This is a genomic window from Polycladomyces zharkentensis (genome assembly GCF_016938855.1).
GTDB lineage: Bacteria > Bacillota > Bacilli > Thermoactinomycetales > JIR-001 > Polycladomyces > Polycladomyces zharkentensis.
In genome coordinates this window covers 136,183-142,329 of the sequence record NZ_JAFHAP010000002.1, presented here as the reverse complement: position 1 = coordinate 142,329, position 6,147 = coordinate 136,183, and the positions used below count along the sequence as shown (strand labels likewise).

Annotated in this window: 6 protein-coding genes; all 6 read right to left on the bottom strand. The window is 52.3% G+C overall.

The genetic code is table 11. The features are described 5' to 3' along the window. Positions 1–81: 81 nt before the first annotated feature. Complete coding sequence (locus tag JQC72_RS01600; RefSeq protein ID WP_205492368.1) at positions 82–354, bottom strand: pro-sigmaK processing inhibitor BofA family protein; 273 nt, start codon at positions 352–354, stop codon at positions 82–84. 147 nt (positions 355–501) lie between these two features. After that, entirely contained in the window at positions 502–1,482 is a 981-nt protein-coding gene (locus JQC72_RS01595) for a CPBP family intramembrane glutamic endopeptidase (RefSeq protein ID WP_205492367.1), read from the bottom strand. 27 nt (positions 1,483–1,509) lie between these two features. Beyond that, positions 1,510–2,106 (bottom strand): recombination mediator RecR, encoded by a 597-nt coding sequence (recR, locus tag JQC72_RS01590; protein ID WP_205492366.1) that lies wholly within the window; start codon positions 2,104–2,106, stop codon positions 1,510–1,512. Positions 2,107–2,152: 46 nt separating this feature from the next. Beyond that, positions 2,153–2,464, bottom strand: a complete 312-nt coding sequence (locus tag JQC72_RS01585; RefSeq protein ID WP_205492378.1) for a YbaB/EbfC family nucleoid-associated protein — start codon at positions 2,462–2,464, stop codon at positions 2,153–2,155. Between the two features lie 115 nt (positions 2,465–2,579). Continuing rightward, a complete protein-coding gene (dnaX, locus tag JQC72_RS01580) occupies positions 2,580–4,292 on the bottom strand; it encodes a DNA polymerase III subunit gamma/tau (protein ID WP_335342372.1) in 1,713 nt (570 codons plus the stop codon). 287 nt (positions 4,293–4,579) lie between these two features. Continuing rightward, positions 4,580–6,013 (bottom strand): ATP-binding protein, encoded by a 1,434-nt coding sequence (locus JQC72_RS01575; RefSeq protein ID WP_205492364.1) that lies wholly within the window; start codon positions 6,011–6,013, stop codon positions 4,580–4,582. Between the last annotated feature and the right edge of the window lie 134 nt (positions 6,014–6,147).

Sequence of the window (6,147 nt, the reverse complement as noted above, 5' to 3'; positions counted from 1 at the left end):
CCATCCGTATCGGCGACAGGAATTAATATATCACGGTCGACATGTTTCGTCAACACTTTTTTTATGATCATGATCCAACGTTCATCCACCCAGTAAAAAACCCTTGACGATCACCAAATACAACAATCCGGGCAATCCGAGCACTCCAGTGATAAAGGCGGTCATCGGATTGATGGGAATGCGGAAATGCATCCATTCGCCCACCAGGTTGAACAGAAACAATACAATCGCCCCTACCGTCGTATACAACACCCCGTACCAGATCCACTTGAGCGGTCGCCAAGCGGATCGGCTGAGGAACATAAAAAGGATCATGCCGCCAGCACCCGCCATTATCCACCATTTGATTCCCATGTCCATCCCTCCCCTTGGTACAAGCATATGAAGGAGGACTTGGGAATAGAACGGTCGGCGGGGCGACACACGATCCCGATCTCGAACGGAGGGGGGCCGGTCTTTTCTCTGGCGCCCGGATCAAGATGAAACCGGACGCCGCCATGTTTATCGATGTAACAATTCCATTATGACCGATGTGGTGTTGTTGACCATGTGAAACAAAATGGGCGCCCACAGGCTGCGGAAGACAGCCTTTAGAGAGCCGAGAATGAGCCCCAACACCAATAAAGGCGCCAGCAAGGCGACATCCACATGAAACAGTGCAAACAAAACGGAAGACAACAAAACGCTCACCCACACACCGAGGCGGCGCCGCAATACTTCCTGCAAAGCCCCCCGAAACAACATCTCTTCTGCAATAGGGCCGATCATACCCAACATCACGATTTGTCCGGTCAATGCACCCCATCCGGATGTTCCGGCCTGATAAATGCCTTGGGAGATACTTTCCTCCCGCCACGAATCCAACTCCAATGAAAAATATTGAGCTACGGGATGGGTCACCCATTGATCGATCCACCGGAAAAAGACGACCACATACAGCAAAATGATGGCAAACACCATCCACCCATAGGAGGTTGGACGGCGAAATCCCAACAGATGCAAGCGATGACGAAACAAGATCAACCCCAGACCCAACATGATGAGATGCGGCAAATACGGATACAATAAGCTCACACTGCCCCCTGCTTCCGGAAACAATTCAAAGGGAAGGGAAAGCACGAGCGACAGGCATTGTACCCAAGCCAAAAAGTAGATCAGATCCCGCCAGGTGATATCTGCATGCGCACATTCGTAGGTGAATCGGTTGACGACGCCGGCGACCAGAAAAATGCCGGTTCCCACCACTGTCCACAATGCCCAGAGACCATAGGCCAACGCCAGCGACAGGCTCAAATGATCCGCTTCGACGATCCGCCATGTACCTGCCGATGTTTTTTCCCAATCCAAAGAAGCATACTCCATCGGGATCATCGTGAGAAAGCTGAGAAACAGCATCCAGGCGGAAATCAACTGCACCTTGGCCGAAGTCTTTTGTGAACGGGGATCGATGGAGGGAGGAGTGGGAATCATCGGTGTCTGCATGGTGAATCGCTCCTTCACACTCAAGCTTTATAGCTCCCGGCGACCTTCCAGCGCCTTGGTCAATGTCACCTCGTCCGCATATTCCAAATCCCCGCCTACGGGCAATCCATGGGCAATCCGGGTAACTCGCAGCCCGAACGGCTTGACCAATTTGGCCAAATACATCGCGGTTGCTTCCCCTTCAATATTGGGGTTGGTCGCCAGGATCAACTCCTGCACGGTTTCATCTTCCAACCGCTTCAACAATTCAGGGATCTTCAACTCATCCGGACCGATCCCTTCCATGGGTGAAATGGCTCCATGCAGGACATGGTACAACCCGTTGTATTCCCGCGTCCGTTCCATCGCCATGACATCACGGGGGTCCTGCACGACACAAATCGTCGACCGGTCACGATGCTTGTCGCTGCAAATGGAGCATATCTCCCGGTCGCTGATGTTATTGCAAACCGCGCAAAAGCGCAGATCACGTTTGGCACGGACGAGTGCCTTGGCCAGATCCATTACGTCTTCCTCTTCCATTTTCAACACAAAAAAGGCCAGGCGTTGGGCCGTCTTCGGTCCAATGCCCGGCAGCCTCATAAAACCTTCGATCAACTTGGAGATGGGTTCAGGTACGTACACTTCCATGCACTCCTGATGCCTTTATTTTATGGATACAACCCTGCCATTAGAACAAACCGGGCAAATTGAGTCCACCAGTAAATTTGCCGAGGTCCTGGGCGATCAGTTCATCCGTTTTCTTCAGGGCATCTTGGAAAGCGGCTGTGATGAGATCCTGCAGCATTTCCACATCGTCCGGGTCCACCACTTCCGGAGCGATTTCCACGGAAACCAACTGCTTGTGCCCGTTCATCACTACTTTGACCACACCGCCCCCTGCCGTGCCTTCCACTTCTTTTTTACCCAGTTCTTCCTGCGCTTTTTGCATTTGTTCCTGCATTTTTTTCACTTGTTTCATCATTTGGTTCATGTTCCGCATCATCATCGATTCCTCCCATAGGCCGAAAGGCCTGCAGTTATCCCTTCTATTTTATCGGTTTCAAGGTGTGTCCGGTAAAGCCGATTTCAGCAAATGGCCGAACATGCGCCTGCACCTAATCGACCACTTCCACCAAATCCTCACCAAACAACTCCACCGCTTTTTTTATTACCTCGTCGGATCGGGGGGCATCCTCGTTCCTTCCCTCTTCCGCCGCAGCAGACATTTCAGCCATGGAGTCGGAAAGTGCGTCCCAATCCTGACGCATCACCGTGATCAACCGGAACGAACTGCCCAGCACTTCCTGCATAACCTGTTCAATCAACGATTTGTTTGTCTCTTTTTCCGTGGTTTCCCGGTGAATTTTGTTTTTGAATGCGACGACTACAGCGTCTTTTGAAGCCATCACAGGGTCCCCATCCACCAGCCATGCATGAACCGTGATTTTCCGCTCTTTTACTTTTTGCAGAATATCCGGCCACCACTGCTTGACATGGCGGAAGGTTTCTGCGTCTGATTGTGGCAACAAACGCTTCCACCGATCCTGTTCGACGGACGCCCCGGCAGAACGTGCCGGCGCTTTTTGAGGGGGATCGTGGCGACGAAATCCTGCGGATTGGGGTGACCCTTGAGTGGCGATTTGCCCCTGAATAGACTGAAGCCGCTCCTCCAACTGGCGGATTCGTTCCTCAAGACGGCGAACCGTGTCAGGGGGGACTTCCTCCTTCTCGCCCGCCGCTGGCCGGGACTGCGACGCGTTCACAATGGCCAGCTCCAGGACAATTCTCGGATGCGGCGTCCATTTCATTTGTTGCTGATACGCGATCAAACCGTCCATCACTGCGGACAACCGGTCGACGGACCATTTTTCCGCCAGTTCCGTCCACAGGGGATGATGAAGCCGATCCTTCACTTCCGGCAATTGAGGTGCGGTCTTCATCAGCAACAAATCCCGACAGGCATGGATCAGATCCTGTAATAGACGTTCCGGTTCCAAACCACCCATAATCAGTCGGTCTGCCCGCTCCAGTGCCGCACCGGCATCGGCGTGAGCCAAAGCGCTCAAAATCCCCGCCAGTTCGGTACGGGAGACAGAACCGGTCACTGCCAATACCGTTTCCTCGTCCACTCGCCGACCACCGAATGCCAATACCTGATCCAATAAGCTCAATGCATCCCGCATTCCGCCGTCCGCCGCGAGTGCAATCTGATGCAACGCATTCTCATCTGTTTCCACGGATTGCGCTTCGCAGATATATTGAAGGCGACTGACGATCTCAGGCAATGCGATCCGGCGAAACGCGAACCGTTGACAACGGGAAATGATCGTCGGCGGCAGTTTGTGCGGTTCGGTCGTGGCCAGGATAAAAATCACATGCCCCGGCGGCTCTTCCAGCGTTTTCAGCAAAGCGTTGAACGCTTCTGTCGTCAGCATGTGCACTTCGTCGATAATATAGACTTTGTAACGCACTTCGGTCGGGGCGTATTTCACTTTGTCCCGCAAATCCCGAATTTCGTCGACGCCCCGGTTGGATGCCGCGTCGATTTCCACCACATCCATTAAGGAGCCTTCGGTGATGCGGCGACACGTTTGACAATCGTTGCACGGCTCCGGTGCCGGACCTTTTTCACAGTTGACCGCCTTGGCCATGATTTTGGCCGCGCTGGTCTTGCCGGTTCCCCTTGGACCGCTGAACAGATAGGCATGCGAAAAAGAATCTTCTGCCAATGCATTTTGCAATGTTCGAGTGATGTGTTCTTGGCCGACAAGATCCTGAAAGGTCTGCGGCCGCCAAACACGGTACAGTGCCCGATACGACAAAACCATCACTCCAGTATTCGTACGGGAGATCTCTCTTTCCTTGTCGACTCCATCATACTACAGTTGGCCCTTTTTTTCCAAAAGGAAAAGCCGCACGAGCGGCAAACTTTCGGAAGGGAGAGTATCTCCTGCAAACGATGCAATCAATGAACCCCTGCAATCCCGTGTAACTTCTTTAAGCGGAGCATGCGTTGCCCGCGCCCTGCGTTCCGGGACGGAGCGGGCATGACCTGCTTTCCTGGAGGGCGCATAGTAGCCGGGGAAGCCATTGGACGGTATTCACCAGATACGCTTTAATCAAGATACGGCATCAATACCGTGAACACGGTTCCCCATTCTTTGGAGGAGACGCGAATCATGCCCCCGATTTCGTGAATGATTTTTTGGCAAACGGGCAAACCGAGTCCGGTTCCGTTTTCTTTGGTCGTAAAAAACGGGTCAAAAATCTTGTCCAAGGCATAAGGGGGAATGCCAGGCCCGGTATCCTGCACGTCGACAGCCAGTTTTTGTTCCGCTTCCTCCAACCTGATCCGCACGGTTAGCATCCCGCCTTCCCCCATGGCCTCAATCGCGTTTTTGCACAGATTGAGAAACACCTGCTTTAACAGCTCACTATCCGCTACGACCAGGGGGAAAACGGAGCGTTCCGGCACATATTGGACTTCCATATTATGTAAAATCGCTTCATTTTCAACAATGGGTAGCATTTCGTTCCAAACATCGGTGACTTGAAGCGGGCGGAGTTTGATGTTGCGCGGTTTGCTGAGGAGCAGAAATTCGCTGACCAAACTGTTGATCCGGTTGATTTCGCGGAGCATGATCTCCGTGTATCCCTGTTCTTTCACATGCCCTTTTTCCTTGAGGGCGTACTTGATCACCTGCAAAAAACCTTTGATCGAAGTCAGCGGATTTCGAATTTCGTGAGCGGTGCCTGCAGCAATCTGACCGATTGTCGCCAAACGGTCGTTTCGTTGGATTTGTTCCTCCAACAAACGCAAGTTGGTCATATCTTTCAGTACCATGTACGCTCCCAAGATATGACCGGTTTCGTCCCTCAAGGTATGAGCGTCAACCAGAAGATGAACGCGTTTCTCACCAATTGTCCATGTCGTCGCATAATTTCGGGTAGGAATGCCGGTCAATGCTTTTTCCAGCACATTCCGCTCTTGTGCGGGCAATACAAGGGCCATCAGCTTCTTGAGCGGTTGATGAATCAGTTTGCCCCTTTGAACGTTGAACAAATCGCATGCCGCTCTGTTGATCTCCGTCAAAATCCCGTGTTCGTCCACCAACACGATTCCCAAATGGATATCGGAGACCATATGATCAGCAAATCGTTGCAGCAAAGGAGGCCCGATCCGCCGGGTGATTCGGTTGAAAAAAAGGAGATGATACCGGCGCTGCCCGTCCCAACCACGGACCATTTGCACATCCGTGGGATAATAACTCCCGTCACTTGCGATGACACTGCCGTTTACCTGTTGATACCAAGCACAGGAATTGCCGGCATGGTGAATGAAATCAACCGCTTCTTTGGAAATGGCGACAAATTGGGTGAAAGGCTTTCCCTCCACCTCTTCCCTGTCACGACGGATGGAATACAAAAACTCCGGATTTGCCGCGACGACGCTTCCACGGTCATCCACCACCATGACAGCTTGGGGCATTTGCTCCAACCAGGCGACTAACTGTCTCAGCTCCATATCGAGATGAAACCCGATGGGCACCCCATGCCACCTCCCCCCTTTACCGCAGAATCGCCGCCTTTCCATCACAGAAAGCAGTTTCTTCCGTTTTGGTCCGCAACCGTTTCATCCTACAATTTATTTCTCGTTCCGAATGCATCTTCCTCCTAAGAATG